Origin of the sequence: Streptomyces sp. WY228, assembly GCF_019287315.1 — a bacterium.
Classification (GTDB): Bacteria; Actinomycetota; Actinomycetes; order Streptomycetales; family Streptomycetaceae; genus Streptomyces; species Streptomyces caviscabies.
Window position 1 is genome coordinate 2,840,018 of record NZ_CP079114.1, and the last position, 14,993, is coordinate 2,855,010.

The following is a 14,993-nucleotide window of genomic DNA, read 5'->3' on the forward strand; positions in this document are numbered from 1 at the left end:
CGGCTAGGCGGCGGGCAGGCCGTACGCGTCCGCGATCAGGTCGTAGCTGCGCAGCCGCGCGTCGCCGCCGTGGGCGTTGGCGGTGATCATCAGCTCGTCGGCGCCGGTCCGCTTCGCCAGGTCGTCGAGGCCGCCGCGGACCTCGTCGGCGGTGCCGTGGACGACGTTGGAGAGCCAGCCGTCGACGAACTCCCGCTCCATCGGCGAGAAGGCGTACGCCTCCGCCTCCTCCGGGCTCGGGATCAGCCCCGGGCGGCCGGTGCGCAGCCGGACCATGGACAGCGCGCCGGTCAGCACCTGGCGGCGGGCCTCGCGCTCGTCGTCGGCGGCCAGCGCCGAGACCCCGATCAGGGCGTACGGGGCGTCCAGCACGGCGGAGGGCCGGAAGGACTCGCGGTACAGGTCGAGCGCGGGGATGGTGTTCTGCGCCGAGAAGTGGTGCGCGAAGGCGAACGGCAGCCCGAGCGTGCCGGCCAGCCGCGCGCTGAAGCCGGAGGAGCCCAGCAGCCAGACCGGCGGCCGGTGCGCGGACTGCACGCCGCCGTCGGCGGTCGCCTGGACCGGGCCGGGCACGGCGTGGATCCGGCCGTACGGGTGTCCGTCGGGGAAGTCGTCGTCCAGGAAGCGGATCAGCTCCATGAGCTGCTGCGGGAAGTCATCAGCGCCCTCGTTGAGCCGGTCGCTGCGGCGCAGGGCCGCCGCCGTCGCGCCGTCCGTGCCGGGGGCCCGGCCGAGGCCGAGGTCGATCCGGCCCGGGGCCATCGCCTCCAGGGTGCCGAACTGCTCGGCGATCACCAGCGGTGCGTGGTTGGGCAGCATCACACCGCCGGAGCCGAGGCGGATGCGCCCGGTGTGGGCGGCGATGTGCGCGAGGATCACGGCCGGGGAGGACGAGGCGACCCCGGGCATGGAGTGGTGCTCGGCCACCCAGAAGCGGTGGAAACCGCGGCTCTCGGTGAGCTTCGCGATCTCCACGCTGGTGCGCAGGGCCTGGGTCGCGGTGCGGCCCTGCCCCACGGTGACCAGGTCGAGGACGGACAGCGGAACGGCGGCCGTTCCGGCTGCGACGCCCCGGATCCCGTCACCGTCACTCGCGCCGCCCCTCGCGTCGTCGCGGGTCTCGTCGCCTCGGATCTCGTCCACGTGTCGGCCTCTCCCGGTGCTGCTGTCGTACGTCTGCGTATCGGAGGGAGACAACAGGAGGGCGACTCCGTTTTATTCCCGACGGGTCCGGTGCGCGCGCGGCGGCGCTGCTTGCGCCTCCTACTCCCGCACCTCGATGCCCTTCGGCTCCAGCTGCCGCAGCACCGGCTCGCGGGTGGCGAACAGCGTCCCGAGCGTCGGGGCCCAGGTGCGGCGGTCGGCGAGGCGCAGCCCCTCCCACACCGTGACCTGGTTCGCCGTGAGGACGGGCTTGCCGAGCAGCTCCTCCAGCTCGGGGACGTACGCGGCGGTGTGCAGCGCGGTGTCCGGGACCAGCACCACCTCGGCGTCCGGGTGGTCCGCCTCGCGCACCAGCCGCTTCACCTCGTCCGGGCCCCAGGACCCGGCCTCCGCCGAGGAGCCCGCCCCGCCGGACGCGGCGGCCACCACCTCGATGCCCGCCGACTCCAGGCGTGGCGGGCCGACCCGTCGTCCGGGTGGGCGCGGCGACGGCGAGCCCGCCGCCCCGTACCGCGTGGCCGAAGCCGTGGAGGCTGGCCCAGCGAAGCTGCCGCCGCGAGCCCTGCCGCAGGCCCCGAGGCGCAGTTCCTCCACGCCTTCGGCGATCCGCTCGGCCGCGCCCTGCTCGCGCAGCGCGTCGGGACGGTAGGCGTCCTCGCCGGTCTCGGTGGAGAACAGGGGCAGCCGGATGTCGGTGTCGAGCAGGATCTCGATCCGTGGGAAGTCGTCCTCGGCGGCGTGGCCCGGGTAGAGAAGTCCTACGGTCGTCATGTCCACCCTTCCTGTGCGTCGACGGCTCGCCGCGCGGCGAGCGGCCCCGGCACGGGCGCGGCGGCCCTGCGAACGCTCCGGCGGCCGTGACCGCGCGACCGGTCACTCTTGCCCCGACTTGTTCCCAGTATTCCCCCGCGCGGGCGCCGGGGCGCGCGGCCGGGCCTCGTTGACGCGGGGGTGGCCTGCTGCGAGCGTGGCGATCGTTCACGTCCGTGTCCACGTCCACCGCGGAGGGCCGACCGCCCATGCCGGATCCCGTCCTGCTCGTCCTCGACGCCGAACCGTCCCCGCGGCTCGGCCGGCTCACCGGCAGGGTGGACGTACGGTACGCGGACGCCGCCTCGCTCGCCGAGCGGCTGCCGGCCGCCGATGCGCTGCTGGTGTGGGACGTCGCGTCGGACGCCGTACGGGAGGCCTGGCCGGGGCCCGGGCCGCGGCCGCGCTGGGTGCACACGGCGAGCGCGGGCGTGGACCGGCTGCTCTGCCCGGAGCTGGTCGCCTCCGACACCGTGCTCACCCACGCGCGGGGGATCTTCGAGCGGCCGGTCGCCGAGTACGTGACGGGTCTGGTGCTGGCGTTCGCCAAGGATCTGCCCGCCACCCTCGCCCGCCAGCGGGAGCGGCGCTGGCACCACCGGGACGGGCAGCAGGTGGCCGGTTCACGGGCGGTGGTCGTCGGCGCGGGCCCCGTCGGCCGCGAGATCACCCGGCTGCTGCACGGCCTGGGCGTCACGGTGGCGCTGGTGGCGCGGACCGCCCGGCGCACCATCCACGGCGTGGCGGACCTGGACCGGCTGGCGGCGCGGGCGGACTGGGTGATCGCGGCGGCCCCGCTGACGGAGTCGACGCGCGGGATGTTCGACCGGCGCTTCTTCGGACTGCTCCAGCCCTCGGCGCGGTTCATCAACGTGGGGTGCGGGGCGAGCGTGGTGCAGGCCGATCTGGTGGACGCGTTGAACCGCCGCTGGTTCGCGGGGGCGGCGCTCGACGTGTTCGAGGACGAACCGCTGGGCCCGGAGAGCCCGTTGTGGGACGTTCCGGGGCTGCTGGTCTCGCCGCATCTGAGCGGGGACACGGTGGGGTGGCGCGACCGGCTGAGCGAGCAGTTCGTCGCGCTGTACGAACGCCGCTCGCGGGGCGAGCCGTTGCCGAACGTGGTCGACAAGGAACGCGGTTACGTCCCCTCCGCCGACCTCGACGCTCCCGGCGGGCTCGACGCCCTCAACGCGTGAGCGGCGCGGCGCGGACGACGAACGCCTCGATGGCCTCCCTGGCCCCGGCGTCCAGCGCGTCGTGCTCGGCCTGGTCCTGGGCGGTCGAAACGTCCCGGGTGCGCCGGTATGCCTCCTCCGCGGCGCCGACCACCTCCGGGTCGTCGGTGAGCAGTTTGACCCGGTAGAGCACCTGCCGGGTGGCGGTGCGCAGCCGGTGGGCCTCGTCGCGCGCCTCGATGAACGCATCGGCGACGTGGCCCTGCCGCATGCGGTACCAGCGGCCCGCCTGCCCGTGCCGGTACTCCTCCGCCGCGGCGGCGAACGAGCTGTAGGTGGCGGTGCGTTCCTGCCGGAGCGCCTCCGACCGGGAGAACCTCTCCGTGCGCGCGGCGGTCTGGCGCTGGAAGAGGTACGTGACCACGGCTCCCAGGAGCGTGCCCACGACCGCCACGACGCTTGTCCAAAGGGCAACCATGGCACCAGCTGACCACAGAAGTGACCGACGTGAGGTCATGAATGCTCCGCGACGGGGGAACACGCCCCGCGCACCGCCGGTCGCCCTCCGCCCTCCTTCGGGCACGGGAAGGTCACCTTCCGGCCACTGTTGGGTTACATGCCCCGGCTTCCTGCATAGACGTACGGGATCGGGCAGGCGCTCACCCTGTCCGGACTGTTCGACCTCCAGGAGATTGCGAACCATGGCTGAATTCCCGAACCTGTCCCGCCGGGGTTTCCTCAACGGATCGGCGGCCGTGGGCGGCCTCCTCGTCGTTCCCGGCCTCCTCACCGCGTGCAGCAAGACCGACTCCGGCTCCGCGACCGGCGAGGGCGCCCTGGACAAGCTCCGCAAGCAGGGCTTCGTACGGGTGGCGTACGCGAACGAGGCCCCGTACGGCTACCTGGAGGGCAAGGAGCTCAAGGGCGAGGCCCCGACGCTGCACCGCGAGATCTTCAAGGCGCTCGGGGTGGACGAGCTGAAGCCGACGCTCTCCGAGTGGGACGGGCTGATCCCCGGGCTCCAGGCCGGGAAGTACGACGTGGTCAGCGCGGGCATGGCCATCACCCCGGAGCGCTGCGGCAACGCGATCTTCTCCGAGCCGGAGTTCATCTCGCCGACCGCGCTGATGGTGAAGAAGGGCAACCCGAAGAAGGTCACCGACCTGGCCTCCGCGAAGGAGGCGGGGATCACCGTCGGTGTGATGTCGGGTGCGGTGGAGGGCAGTTACGCCAAGGGCGCGGGCATCGCGGAAGACAGGATCAAGACGCTGCAGAAGCCTCAGGACGGGGCGGACGCGGTCAAGGGCGGCCGGATCGACGCGTTCCTGCTCACCGGCATCTCGCTGCGCTGGCTGGCGAAGACCAACCCGGACACCGAGGTGACCGAGGCGTTCGTGCCGCAGCTGGACGGCAAGGAGCAGTTCTCGCCGGGCGGCGCGGTGTTCCGCAAGGGCAACGAGGACCTGCGGGACTCCTTCAACCGCGAGCTGAAGAAGATCGTGTCGGACCGCTCCCGCTATGTGGGGCTGCTCAAGGAGTACGGGTTCGGGGAGTCGGAGATCCCGCCCGCCGACCTGAAGACCGCGGATCTGTGCAAGGGCTGACGGGGCGGACGCGCACGTATGAGTGACTTCTTCTCCCTCCTCGTCGAGGAGTTCCCCCAGGTCCGCTCGGGTCTATGGGTGACGCTCCAGGCCACGGTCCTGGGCGCGCTGCTGGCCGGGGTGCTGGCCTTCGCACTCGGTCTGATGGCGAACAGCCGGCTGCTCCTGGCCCGCGGGGTCTCCCGGGTGGTCGTGGAGTTCTTCCGGGGGACCTCCCTCTACATCCAGCTGTTCTGGCTCTACTACGCGATGCCGCTGGTGACCGGCTACGAACTGGCGCCGGTGGCGTGCGGGGTGGTCGCGTTCGGCCTCAACTACGGTGCGTACGGCGCCGAAGTGGTGCGCGGCGCCATCAACTCCGTACCGCGCGCGCAGTACGAGGCGGCGATCGCCCTCAACCTGTCGCCGTCCAGGCGGCTGTGGAAGGTGATCCTGCCGCAGGCCTGGGTGCAGATGATCCCCTCCTTCACCAATCTGCTGATCCAGCTGCTGAAGTGCACCCCGCTGCTGTGGCTGCTCTCGGCGGCCGACCTGATGACGGTGGTGCAGACGCTGCGCGACCGCACGGGTGAGACCCTCACCGCCTATCTGACCCTGCTGGCGGTCTACTTCGTGCTGGCCTACGCGCTGACGATGCTGATGAACCTGCTGGAGCGGAGCGCCAAGCGGCGGCTCGGCCTGGCCACCGGCGGGACGAGCCTGTTCAAGAGCCGCAGCGCGTCCACCGCCGCCGTGGGAGGTACCCGATGAACGACGGCTTCGACTGGGACGCCGTCCGCGAGTCCCTGCCGCTCCTCCTGGAGGGGTTCAAGGTCACCCTGCTCGCCACCGTGCTCGGCACCCTGGTGGCGGCCGTGCTGGGGCTGGCCGTCGCGGTGGCCGGGCGGGCGCCCAGCCGGTTCGTGACAGTCCCGGTGCGCCTCGTCACGGAGTTCGTCCGCTCCACCCCGCTGCTGGTCCAACTGGTGGGCGCGGCGGCCCTGTTCAACACGGTGGAGCCGCTGTACATCGGCATCACCGTGCTGGGCGTCCACTACGCCGCGTACACCTCCGAGGTCTACCGGGCCGGGATCGACGGGGTGCCGAAGGGCCAGTGGGAGGCGTGCCGCGCGCTGTCGCTGTCGCCCCGGCGCACCTGGCAGGCCGTGATCCTGCCGCAGGCGGTGCGCAAGGTGCTGCCCGCGCTCGGGAACTACGCGATCTCGATGTTCAAGGAGACGCCGTTCCTCGCCGTGATCACGGTGCAGGAGATGGTCTTCGAGGCCCGGAAGTACGGGGCCGAACACTTCGCGTACACCGAGGTGTTCACCCTCGCAGGCCTGATCTTCCTGGTCGCGAGCTACCCCACGTCGCTGTTGATGAGAAAGCTGGAGAAGCGCCTTGGCCACTGAACCCCTCCCCCTGAAGAAGACGGAGTCGCCGGGGCCGGCCGCAGCTCCCGAGGACGCCGTCCCGGCCGCGGCCCGCACGGGCGAGCCGCTGGTGCGGTTCGACAAGGTGGTGAAGCGCTACGGCGACCATGTGGTCCTGGACGAGCTGGACTTCACCGTGGACCGCGGCGAGCACGTCACCCTGATCGGGCCCAGCGGTTCGGGCAAGACCACGATCCTGCGGCTGCTGATGACGCTGGAGAAGGTCAGCGGCGGGGTGATCTGGGTCGACGGCTCACCGCTGACCCACGTCCGCACCCCGGGCGGTGCGCTGAAGCCCGCGGGCGAGAAGCAGCTGCGGGAGTCCCGGAAGAAGATCGGGATGGTCTTCCAGCAGTTCAACCTCTTCCCGAACATGAAGGTGATCGAGAACATCACCGAGGCCCCGGTCAGCGTGCTCGGCAGGAGCCGCGAGGAGGCGGAGACCCGGGCCCGGGAACTGCTGGACCTGGTCGGGCTCTCGGCGAAGGTCGACGCCCACCCCTCGCAGCTCTCCGGCGGCCAGCAGCAGCGGGTCGCCATCGCCCGCGCCCTGGCCATGGAGCCGGAGATCCTGCTGCTGGACGAGGTGACGTCGGCGCTCGACCCGGAGCTGGTGGCGGGCGTGCTGGAGCTGCTGGAGGACATCGCCCGGAACACCGACATCACCATGGTCTGCGTGACCCACGAGATGAGTTTCGCCCGGGACGTCTCGGAGAAGGTGCTGATGTTCGACGCGGGGCGGGTCGTGGAGTCCGGATCGCCGGAAAAAATCTTCTCCGATCCGTCGCACGAACGTACGCGCGAGTTCCTCAACGCGGTCCTGTGACCTCGCGATTGAGCCACCGCCCATGACGTTGGCATATGCCAGACGGGTGCGCCCCAGCTGACAGCTCCGGGGCGCGCCTACTGACTCGTCAACTGCCGCCCCGTACCGGCGGTTCGGCGGCTATCGTGGAGCGAAAGCTTGCGGTCACAACCTGGTAGGGGGACACCGTGGCGTTGAAGCCCGAGCCGACCGCACCGTTCCACTCGGTGCAGTACGCCCTGCGCGTGCTCGAAACGGTCTCCCAGCACGGCGACGGCGTGACCGACACCCAGATCTCCCGCGAGACGGGGCTGCCCACCGGCCACCTCGCCTCCCTGCTCCTCACCCTGCGCCGCGAGGGCTATGTGGAGCAGGTCAGCGACGGCGCGTACGTCATCGGCGCCTCGCTGCTGCTGCTCGGCTCCGGGGCGGCCCGTCGCCAGGCCCTGGAGGACCGACTCCAGCTCACCCTCGCCGAGCTGCGCGACTCCGTCGGCGCGGCGGTCTACCTCAGCCGCTATGTGGACGGCGAGGTCAGCGTGACCCAGGTCGCGGACGGCCCGCTCACCCCGGCGGTCAACGAGTGGGTGGACTTCCGCTCCTCCGCGCACGCCAGCGCGGTCGGCAAGTGCCTGCTGGCCCAGCTGGACCACGACGGGCGGCGCGACCACATCTCCCGGCACCGGACGGCCCGGCTCACCTCGCGGACGATCACCAACGAGAAGATCCTCTTCTCGCAGCTGGACGCCCAGTCCGCCACGGTCCCGGTGCTGGACCTCCAGGAGTACGCGGTGGGCACCGTCTGCGCGGCCGTGCCGCTGACGGCCGGCTCCTCCGCGGGCTGCCTCGCCCTGTCACTGCCGATCGAGGACGCGCACCGGCTGAAGTCGGCGGCCGAGACGCTGAGCCGCCGCGCGGCGCCGGTGCTGCTGTCGCTGGCGCTGTAGGGACTCTCCCGCCCCGCCCGGGTCCGGCCGGGGCGGGAGCTGTCCGAGGCCCCGGGTAGCGTCACCGCCATGCGGACACCGACCCCCACCCTGGACCTGCTCGCGGAGTTCGACGCGGGCGTCGACGACTCCTACGCCCCCGGCTTCGAGCTGATCGAGCTCGGCCACGACGACGGCGGCTACCCCCAGCTCTCCGACCGCATCCGGCCCTTCGCCCAGGCCACCGGATCCGGCTCGACCTATGCGTTCTGGCTGCGGGACGACCGCGCCGACCTCGCCACCCTGCCGGTGCTCTTCCTCGGCGACGAGGGCGGCGTCCACGTCGCGGCGCGCGACCTGCCCGAGCTGCTGCGCGTCCTCGCCTCCGGCTGGGAGCCGATGGGCGGCTGGGACCGCCTGGACTACTTCGACGAGCGCGAGGAGGAAGGAGGGGAGCAGGACGGGGACGACGGGGACGGTTACGACCCCTGCCCGGAGAACCCCGCGTTCCGGGCCTGGCTGCGCGACCGCTTCGGCCTGGAGGCCGCCGAGGATCCGAACGAGATCGTCCGGGCGGCGGGCGAGGAGCTGCGGGAGCCGTTCACCGCCTGGATCGGGCCGCTGATCCCGGACGCGGTGGGCGGGCACGGGGCGGCTTGAGCGCGGTCCGGGCGGGCTCCGGGAGGCTCCCGGGCGGAGGGTGTCATCAGCACCCCTGCGGACCAGGTATTATTTTCGAGTCAGCAGGCGCCGTTAGCTCAGTTGGTTAGAGCAGCTGACTCTTAATCAGCGGGTCCGGGGTTCGAGTCCCTGACGGCGCACGACACGGGGTGGCGGTCTTCTTCACGAAGGCCGCCACTTCGCTTTTCCGGGAACGGCTCACAGGGGCGTGCCGTGCTCCTCGTACCGTTCCAGCAGGGCCGCGAGCCCCGCCGCGTCCAGCGGCACATACGTCCCGTCGCCGTCCCGGTCCCACCAGACCGGGTCCGGGCAGCGGAAGCCCGCCCGGCGCAGCGCCACCCGGTGGATCTTGTTCGTCGCGGTGACCGGCATCCGGTCGAGGATCCGGACGAAGCGCGGGGCCATCTTCGTCCCCAGGTCCGGCTGGGCGCGCAGGAACGCGGCGAAGGCGGCCGGATCGAAGGCCGCGCCCACCCGGAGCGTCAGGGCGGCCATCACCTGGTCGCCGGTGACCGGGTCCGGGACGGCGTGGACGGCGGCGGCCGCCACCTCCTCCCAGCGGGCCAGGATGTGCTCGATCGTCGCGGCGGCCAGGTTCTCGCTGTCGACGCGGAGCCGGTCGTCGGTGCGGCCGGCGAAGTAGAGGAAGCCGTCGGCGTCCCGGTAGAAGAGGTCGCCGGTCCAGTACCAGCCGCGCCGGGCCCGCTCCGCGTCCGCCGCCGGGTTGCGCCAGTAGCCCTCGAAGGGCGTCGGGCCCCGGTTGACCAGCTCGCCGATGGCCTCGTCTCCGTTGAGCAGCCGCCCGCCCGGGCCGAAGCGGGCCGGGGCCCGCTCCGCACCGCTCTCCGGGTCGACGACGGCGAGATCGTCGCCCGGGGCGGCCCGGCCGATCGCGCCGGCCGGGGTGCCGGGGGTGTGCTGGATGGCCGCGCCGCCCTCGGAGGAGCCGTACCCCTCCACCAGCCGCACCCCGAACCGCTCCCGGAACCGGGCCGCGTCCACCGCGCCCGCCTCGGTGCCGAAGCCCAGGCGCAGGGGGTGGTCCCGGTCGTCGGGGCGCTCGGGGGTGGCCAGCAGGTACTGCACGGCCCGCCCCACGTAGGTGAAGTACGTCGCCCCGTAGGCGCGTACGTCGTCGAGGAAGGCGGAGGCCGAGAAGCGGGGGCGCAGCGCTATGGCGGCTCCGGCGGAGAGCGCCGGGGCCCAGTCGGCGAGGACCGCGTTGCCGTGGAACATCGGCATGCAGATGTAGTGGGTGTCGGAGGGCCGTACGCCGAAGTGCCCGGCGAGGGAGGCGCCTGCCCCGGCGAGCCGGCCCTGGGTGCAGATCGCGGCCTTGGGCGCGCCGGTGGAGCCGGAGGTGAAGTAGAGGAGCATGCGGCTGTCGGGACCGACCGGGGCGAGCACGGCGTCGCCGGGGCGTGCGCCCGCGTACGGAGCGAGCAGGGCGGCGTACGCCTCGGTGCCGGTGACCACCACCCGTACGCCCGGCAGCTCCAGGTCCGCGAGGAGCGGCAGATGGGCGCGCTCGGTGATCAGGACCCGGGCTTCGGTGTGCAGGATGTCGCGGGCCAGCTCGGGGCCGCGCCGGGTCGGGTTGATGCCCGCGACGGCGGCCCCGGCCAGGGCCGCCGCGCTGAGCCACAGCGGGAACTCAGGGGTGTTGTCGAGCAGTACGGCGAGGTGCGGTTCGCCGCCGCGCGGCAGCAGATCCGCGAGGAGCGCCGCCCGTGCGGCGGCGCCCTCGACCACCTGGTGATGACTGAGCACGGTGGGGCCGTGCTTCAGGGCGGGCCGGTGGTCACCCCATTGACGTCGTACGAGCTCCGCGACGGTGCCGGTACTCCTCATGGCGCCGCACGATAACTGATGAAGCGTCAGAACTTAACGTCGGAGCAGGCGTAGAACGCGTTGGTGGTGTCCGCGACGTTCCACACGGCGAGGATGATGTGCTTGCCGCTCTTCTGGGTGGGGATCGTGCCCTGGTGGGTCAGCGTGGCCGGCGGCTGCTGGTTCCCGTAGGGCACGGTCATGAAGGGCTGCGATTCGAGTGCGGCCCGGGTGAGCGGCTTGGTGGAGTCCCAGCCGTTCTTGGTGATGTAGTAGCGGAAGTCGCTGGTGGAGTGGCGGGCGGTGAACTGCCAGCGGAAGTTGTAGCCCTGTCCGCCGGTGACCTGCGTGGCGGGCCAGTTACCGCCTCTGGGGTCGTCGAGCTGGGCGAACTGTCCGTTGCCGCCGGAGCAGATCTTGCCGTCCGCCGGTCCTGCCGCCGGGAAGCCCTTGGGCCCCTCGACGCTCTGCGGCTCCCACTGGATGTTGCCGCAGCCGGTCACCGTGCCGTTGGCACAGAGCTTCTGACGGCTGATCGGGGAGTCCGTGTAGCCGTGGCTGCTGGCGCTGGTGGTGGCGAGCACCGAGACGCCCGCTATCGCCAGACCGATCACGGCCGCGCTTGCCTTTTTCCGCATGGGCTGTCGCTCCTCTAGAACGTGGGGGAGGTTCCATGAGCATTGCTCGACTGCTGCGCGCTTGGTGCGTGTGCGTGGTGCCTGTGGGACACCTGTGTGGTGCCTGTGCATGCGGTGCTGCGGTCTAGACCAAGTCTTAGATTATTGACGCGGCGTGAACATGTCCAGACCAATGAGCGTCATATTCCGACGGCCCGCCGAACCCGCTCCGAACCCGCTCCGAACCTCCCCCGACCGCTCAGGCCCCGTCCCCTCCCCCGCTGCGACCGGTGTAGAAGGCAACGGTCAAGTCCTTGACGAGTGCCTTGCGTTCGTAGTCGTCGAGCTCGACGATGCCGCGCGAGGTGAGCCGGTTGACGGTGTCGTCGACAGCGTCCACCACGGAGGTGAGCACGCTGTCGCGGTGCTTGGAGTCGATCGCGGCGATCCGCCGCCGCTGCATCGCCGCCGCGACCTCGGGGGCGTACTCGATGCCGGTCGGCTGCGCGGAGTACACCTCCACGCCCACGGGTTCGCAGTCCGCCTTCAGCATCCGGGTCAGCGCGTCGCCGACCGCCTCCGCGTCGCGCAGGCTCGGGGCGTCCTCGTGGAACGCGTCGGCGGGCAGCTGCGAGAGGACCCGGGCCATGGCTGCCTCGACCTGGGCGCTCAGGTAGGCCTCGTGGTCCTCGATGCCGAGGACGGCCCGGACCGTGTCCTTGATCCGCCACACCACGAGGACGACCACGCGCAGTGCGGTGCCGTTCGCGTCGACGGCGGGCAGCGGTTCGCTGCGCCAGTGCCGCAGCCGTACGTCGACGCGGCGGCGCAGCAGCAGGGGCGAGACCCAGACGAGGCCGGTGCGGCGGACGCTGCCCCGGTAGTCGCCGAACAGCGTCAGCACCCACGCGTAGCCGACCCGGCCGCGGCCGAGGCCGCCGAGCGCGAGGAGCACCATGGTGGTGAGGAGGGCGAGCAGGGCCCAGGCGCCGGCCCCGATGCCGAGGTCGGGGCGTGGGGTGAGGCCGACGGCGTTCTGCCAGGCGGCGGGCAGTGCGCCACGCCACCACAGGACGGCCAGTCCGCCGGCGATTCCGGCCGCGCCGGTGAGGAGGGCGGCGTAGCCGGGCAGGGCGGGTCCGGGCCGTTCGGCGAGCCGGGGGTCGGCGACCGGGGCGGGCCGGGTCGACGGCTGCACCCGGGTCTGCGGCGAGCGCGGCACGGGGGGCCGCCGGGTGGCGGGCGCGCGGTCGCCTCCGGCGGGGCGACGGACGACGGCCGCGGGCAGGGCCGCCGCTTCGGCCGGCTCCTGGTCGTCACGGAAGAGCAGGTGTACGGGGATGGAGGCGGTGGTCTCGTTGGCGATGACGGAGTGGCGGCGGGCGGGGTACGGAGGGGTCGCCGCGGTCGTGGTGGCCGGTGCCCCGGTCCTGCTCCCGGCCCCTGTCCCGGCCCCGGTTCTTGCCCCTGCCCCGGCCCCTGTCCCGGAAGCCGATGCCGGCGTGGGCACGGGTGCCGTACCGGACGCGGGTACGGAGACCGGCACGGAGAAGGTGGCGGAGGCGGCCCGGTCGCCGGGGGCCAGGTCCAGGACGAGGTCCAGCTCGGTGTCGGGTCCGGAGTCGTCCACGGGGCCCTTCGCCGGGACGGCCCGGCTCTCCCGTTCGGCGGAGGCCTTCGTGCCCGCCCCCTTCCCGGCCCCCGGCTCGGCCCCGTAAGAGGGATGCGGGGTCCACTCCGCCGAGGGTTCCGTCCTCAAACGCCGGACGGGCTTGAGATGGAGGTTCCCGTCCAGCGGGGCGGGGCGCGCGGGGGCGGAGGCCGAAGTCGGGGTCGGGTGTGCCGGGGTTGGGCCCTCGGTCGGCCGGTCCGGGCGACGGTCGGGCGCGGGGCGCGCGGGAGTGGGGGATCCGGCCGGGCGGTCCGTCGTACGGTCCTCCGCGGCGGAGCCCCCGGACGGACTCACCGGAGTGGAGCCCCCGGTCCGCCGGTCCGGGGTCGGGCCGAGGTGCAGGCTCACGTTCGGGGGCTCCGGGGTGACGGTCCGGGGCGGTACGGGTGGGGTCGTGCCGGCGCGCGGCGAGGGACCGGGCCCGGCGTCCGCCGCGGGTGCGGACTCGGCGCGCGGCGAACGCGGAAGCTGACCATCAGGTGCGGGCGCGAGCCCACCGTCCGGCGCGGGCCGAAGCCCCACGCCCGGCACATCCGAAAGCTCAGCGCCCGGCGCAGGCCGACGCTCACCGCCCGGCGCACCCGGAAGCTCACCGTCCGACGCAGGCCTGCGCCCACCGCCCGGCGCATCCGCTCGCTCGTCCTCCGGCTCCGCCGGACTCGACGCCACCGGTCCGAACAGCGGGGGCGGGCTTCCCTTGCCCGGTGGGGCGAAGAGTGACGGGGGGAGGTGGTCGTCCAAGGGGTGGGGGGTGGGGGTGGGGGTGGTTCGGGGGGGCTGGTCGTTGTTGGGGGTCACCGGTTCCCGATTCCTTTCCGTCACGTCCGTCACGCGAAGAGCCGGCGCCAGGTCTCCGGCCCCGGGTAACCATCGGCCGCACCGCCGCGCCAGCCCTGGGCCCGCTGGAACGCCTCGACGTTGCGGCGGTCGGCCTCGGTCCAGAGCGGGCCGGGGCCCGACACGTAGTGCTTGCCGTATCCCTTCTTCACCAACTGTTTGCCGAGCCGGTCGACATGGCTGTTGGACTGACCCGGCTTGAAATAGCCGCGTCCGGGGAACGCGACGGCCGTATTCGGGCTGCCGCCCGCGCCGGCGGCCGGAATGCTGCGTCCGGCGCCGGTGGTCAGCAGGCGCCAGGTGTCCGGGCCGGGGATGCCGTCCGCCTCCTTGCCCTTCCAGCCCTGCGCCAGCTGGAACGCCTGGGTCGCCCGCTGGTCCGCCGTTCCCCACACGGGCCCGGGGCCGACCGCGTAGAACCGCTTGCCGCCCCGCTGGACCAGCATCTGGCCGAGCTGGGTGACGTACTTGTTGTTGGCGCCGGGGCCGAACTGCTTGGCTCCGGGGAACGCGGTGGAGGAGCCGGAGCCGGGCGAGCCGCCGGTGACTCCTTTGTACCGGTAGGCGACGTATCGGGATGAGTTGTTCCAGTACGCCATGGGCGTCGACTGCTTCCGCGTCTGCGGGCGCGCCTGCTCGTAGGCCACGTAATGGGTGCGCGTGTAGTCGGTCCAGCCGCCGAAGATCGTGACGTGCGAGCCCTTGGAAGGGTCGGCCGGGTTGTGGAAGAGGAGGATGTCGCCGGGCTGGAGGTCGGCGCGGTCGATCCTGGTCCCGTAGGCGGCGAGGCTGCCGGTCCACTCGTTGGTGCCGAGGTTCCAGGCCATCGACACATAGCCGGAACAGTCCTGGCGATAGCCGTCCGACCAGTACTTCTCCATGCTGTACGGGACCTTCGCCGACACCCACCTCTTGGCCCGGTTGATGATGTCGGCCCGGGTCGTCTTCGGCGCGGCCGCCCCGGCGGACGGCGGGCCCGAGGCGCCACTGCCCTTCAGCGGGCCCTTCTCGCCCTGCGGAGTGGCCGGCTCCGGGTCGGCGCCCCCGTCGGCGTGCGGGGTTTCCGGGGCGTGGCCGCCGGCGGCCGCCGCACCCGCCGCCCCGCAGGAGAGGACCACCCCGGCGGCCGTCGCCAGCACCAGGGCCCGCCGCGCGCCGTGCGCGGCGGGGTGTCCGCCGCGCCGCACCGGCAGCGACCTCGCGGCGGTACGCCGCCGGACGGCGCACCCCGCACATCCGCAGTCGATGGCGGGTTCGTACTCCTCGAAGACCGGCACAGTCATGCGATTCCCCTCCGCACTCGTCATTCGTCAAGATCTTTGGGCGCAGCTGCAACGGGCGTCAGTGTTTCAACTCTCCCGACATATCGCATTTTGACGGAACAAAGGAAAAAAACGACTATCTGACGGGGCGTGGCGGCCGGTAAATGGTTCGGAGCACCCCGGAAGGTCCGGTAGAGT

General features: G+C 72.5%; 14 protein-coding genes and 1 tRNA gene. 8 read left to right on the top strand and 7 right to left on the bottom strand.

Going from position 1 to position 14,993, the window contains the following annotated elements; translation table 11 throughout:
• Window positions 1-3: 3 nt before the first annotated feature.
• Both KV381_RS12250 and KV381_RS12255 read right to left on the bottom strand, forming a co-directional pair.
• Window positions 4-1,143 carry an LLM class flavin-dependent oxidoreductase gene (locus tag KV381_RS12250; RefSeq protein ID WP_218785207.1) on the bottom strand — a complete coding sequence of 380 codons (1,140 nt, stop codon included), beginning with the start codon at window positions 1,141-1,143 and terminating at the stop codon, window positions 4-6.
• A gap of 120 nt (window positions 1,144-1,263) precedes the next feature.
• On the bottom strand, window positions 1,264-1,935 hold the full coding sequence (locus tag KV381_RS12255; protein ID WP_218785208.1) for a decarboxylase: 672 nt from the start codon (window positions 1,933-1,935) through the stop codon (window positions 1,264-1,266).
• A 248-nt stretch (window positions 1,936-2,183) separates the two neighbouring features.
• Between KV381_RS12255 and KV381_RS12260 the strand changes: the two genes are divergently transcribed.
• Window positions 2,184-3,170 (top strand): D-2-hydroxyacid dehydrogenase, encoded by a 987-nt coding sequence (locus KV381_RS12260; RefSeq protein WP_032791057.1) that lies wholly within the window; start codon window positions 2,184-2,186, stop codon window positions 3,168-3,170.
• On the opposite strand, the gene KV381_RS12265 is transcribed toward KV381_RS12260, so the two are convergent.
• Window positions 3,160-3,627 (bottom strand): hypothetical protein, encoded by a 468-nt coding sequence (locus KV381_RS12265; RefSeq protein ID WP_030087786.1) that lies wholly within the window; start codon window positions 3,625-3,627, stop codon window positions 3,160-3,162. The genes KV381_RS12260 and KV381_RS12265 overlap by 11 nt on opposite strands.
• A gap of 223 nt (window positions 3,628-3,850) precedes the next feature.
• On the opposite strand from KV381_RS12265, the gene ehuB reads away from it, so the two are divergent.
• From ehuB to KV381_RS12300, 7 genes are all read left to right on the top strand, one after another.
• Window positions 3,851-4,753, top strand: a complete 903-nt coding sequence (ehuB, locus tag KV381_RS12270) for an ectoine/hydroxyectoine ABC transporter substrate-binding protein EhuB (protein ID WP_030087784.1) — start codon at window positions 3,851-3,853, stop codon at window positions 4,751-4,753.
• A gap of 18 nt (window positions 4,754-4,771) precedes the next feature.
• A complete protein-coding gene (gene ehuC / locus KV381_RS12275) occupies window positions 4,772-5,503 on the top strand; it encodes an ectoine/hydroxyectoine ABC transporter permease subunit EhuC (protein WP_030087782.1) in 732 nt (243 codons plus the stop codon).
• Window positions 5,500-6,144, top strand: coding sequence for an ectoine/hydroxyectoine ABC transporter permease subunit EhuD (gene ehuD, locus KV381_RS12280; protein ID WP_030087781.1), 645 nt, complete (start codon window positions 5,500-5,502; stop codon window positions 6,142-6,144). Before ehuC ends, ehuD begins: the two co-directional genes overlap by 4 nt.
• On the top strand, window positions 6,134-6,991 hold the full coding sequence (gene ehuA / locus KV381_RS12285; RefSeq protein WP_030087779.1) for an ectoine/hydroxyectoine ABC transporter ATP-binding protein EhuA: 858 nt from the start codon (window positions 6,134-6,136) through the stop codon (window positions 6,989-6,991). Before ehuD ends, ehuA begins: the two co-directional genes overlap by 11 nt.
• A 167-nt stretch (window positions 6,992-7,158) precedes the next feature.
• Complete coding sequence (locus KV381_RS12290) at window positions 7,159-7,917, top strand: IclR family transcriptional regulator (protein ID WP_030087777.1); 759 nt, start codon at window positions 7,159-7,161, stop codon at window positions 7,915-7,917.
• A 69-nt stretch (window positions 7,918-7,986) separates the two neighbouring features.
• Window positions 7,987-8,556: a hypothetical protein gene (locus KV381_RS12295; RefSeq protein ID WP_030087775.1), complete on the top strand. Its 570-nt coding sequence runs from the start codon at window positions 7,987-7,989 to the stop codon at window positions 8,554-8,556.
• Between the two features lie 87 nt (window positions 8,557-8,643).
• Window positions 8,644-8,717 (top strand) — tRNA-Lys (locus KV381_RS12300).
• A 58-nt stretch (window positions 8,718-8,775) separates the two neighbouring features.
• On the opposite strand, the gene KV381_RS12305 is transcribed toward KV381_RS12300, so the two are convergent.
• The 4 genes from KV381_RS12305 to KV381_RS12320 form a co-directional block, all read right to left on the bottom strand.
• On the bottom strand, window positions 8,776-10,428 hold the full coding sequence (locus KV381_RS12305; protein WP_193463278.1) for an AMP-binding protein: 1,653 nt from the start codon (window positions 10,426-10,428) through the stop codon (window positions 8,776-8,778).
• A gap of 26 nt (window positions 10,429-10,454) precedes the next feature.
• Window positions 10,455-11,045 carry a lytic polysaccharide monooxygenase gene (locus KV381_RS12310; protein ID WP_030087772.1) on the bottom strand — a complete coding sequence of 197 codons (591 nt, stop codon included), beginning with the start codon at window positions 11,043-11,045 and terminating at the stop codon, window positions 10,455-10,457.
• Window positions 11,046-11,283: 238 nt separating this feature from the next.
• Window positions 11,284-13,527, bottom strand: coding sequence for an SPFH domain-containing protein (locus KV381_RS12315; RefSeq protein WP_218785209.1), 2,244 nt, complete (start codon window positions 13,525-13,527; stop codon window positions 11,284-11,286).
• Window positions 13,524-14,816 (bottom strand): peptidoglycan-binding protein, encoded by a 1,293-nt coding sequence (locus KV381_RS12320; RefSeq protein ID WP_030631900.1) that lies wholly within the window; start codon window positions 14,814-14,816, stop codon window positions 13,524-13,526. Before KV381_RS12320 ends, KV381_RS12315 begins: the two co-directional genes overlap by 4 nt.
• Window positions 14,817-14,993: the final 177 nt, after the last annotated feature.

What these genes read in the sequence shown, in the direction of transcription:
- KV381_RS12265 (WP_030087786.1), bottom strand. Translation starts at nt 3,627, where the DNA reads ATGGTTGCCCTTTGGACAAGCGTCGTGGCGGTCGTGGGCACGCTCCTG.
- KV381_RS12255 (WP_218785208.1), bottom strand. Translation starts at nt 1,935, where the DNA reads ATGACGACCGTAGGACTTCTCTACCCGGGCCACGCCGCCGAGGACGAC.
- KV381_RS12295 (WP_030087775.1), top strand. Translation starts at nt 7,987, where the DNA reads ATGCGGACACCGACCCCCACCCTGGACCTGCTCGCGGAGTTCGACGCG.
- KV381_RS12260 (WP_032791057.1), top strand. Translation starts at nt 2,184, where the DNA reads ATGCCGGATCCCGTCCTGCTCGTCCTCGACGCCGAACCGTCCCCGCGG.
- ehuD (WP_030087781.1), top strand. Translation starts at nt 5,500, where the DNA reads ATGAACGACGGCTTCGACTGGGACGCCGTCCGCGAGTCCCTGCCGCTC.
- ehuC (WP_030087782.1), top strand. Translation starts at nt 4,772, where the DNA reads ATGAGTGACTTCTTCTCCCTCCTCGTCGAGGAGTTCCCCCAGGTCCGC.
- KV381_RS12320 (WP_030631900.1), bottom strand. Translation starts at nt 14,816, where the DNA reads ATGACTGTGCCGGTCTTCGAGGAGTACGAACCCGCCATCGACTGCGGA.
- KV381_RS12305 (WP_193463278.1), bottom strand. Translation starts at nt 10,428, where the DNA reads ATGAGGAGTACCGGCACCGTCGCGGAGCTCGTACGACGTCAATGGGGT.
- ehuB (WP_030087784.1), top strand. Translation starts at nt 3,851, where the DNA reads ATGGCTGAATTCCCGAACCTGTCCCGCCGGGGTTTCCTCAACGGATCG.
- KV381_RS12310 (WP_030087772.1), bottom strand. Translation starts at nt 11,045, where the DNA reads ATGCGGAAAAAGGCAAGCGCGGCCGTGATCGGTCTGGCGATAGCGGGC.